1 protein-coding gene is annotated in these 626 nt (G+C 37.4%); it reads right to left on the bottom strand.

Annotation, left to right across the window (positions count from 1 at the left end):
* On the bottom strand, positions 1–626 hold a 626-nt coding region (locus HMPREF3029_RS08760; protein ID WP_210400790.1), incomplete at both ends, for a hypothetical protein.

Below are 626 nucleotides of genomic sequence, written 5' to 3'. Positions count from 1 at the left end.
TGTACCTTTAGTTTGGTCTCCAGTATAAGATGTTCCTTCGTTCTTTTCACGGCTAACTTCGTTACCGTCAAAGTCTTTTTCTACATCATAATAGTTATGGTGTTCTTGGAAACTACCTTGTTCGATTGTTTCTGGATCACGTTCTGTCTTTGTGTAAACGTACGTAATACGCTGATACTCTCCAGGTTTATATGTTCCATCCGTCTTACCATCTTTATAGTAGTCCGGTTTTTCTAAGTTGTCTGTTCCAGTGATTTTCTCGAACTTATAGCCGTCTTTCTCTTCTGTTGTTGCTTTGAAACGATCATCATCGCGGAATCCTTCTTGATATTTATTTGTATGATCTGATTGTTTCACACGACGTGTTTCATTACCATCTTTGTCTGTGTAAACAATATAGTACTCATGCGTATCTTCGAAGCGTCCCGGTTGTTTCACTTTCTCATATTCATAAGTCACACTTTGGTTCTTCTCATTGATGTAGTTACCTGTTGTTTCTTCACCATTTTCATCATATGGTGTGCCCTCTGTTGAATCTGTAACTTTTGTGAATTTATAACCGTCTTTTTCATCTTTACCTGTTGTGAATGTTTCTTCTTCTGTACCTTTAGTTTGGTCTCCAGTAT

Origin of the sequence: Nosocomiicoccus sp. HMSC059G07 (genome assembly GCF_001815515.1) — a bacterium.
Classification (GTDB): domain Bacteria; phylum Bacillota; class Bacilli; order Staphylococcales; family Salinicoccaceae; genus Nosocomiicoccus; species Nosocomiicoccus ampullae_A.
This window is presented reverse-complemented; position numbering and strand designations above follow the sequence as displayed.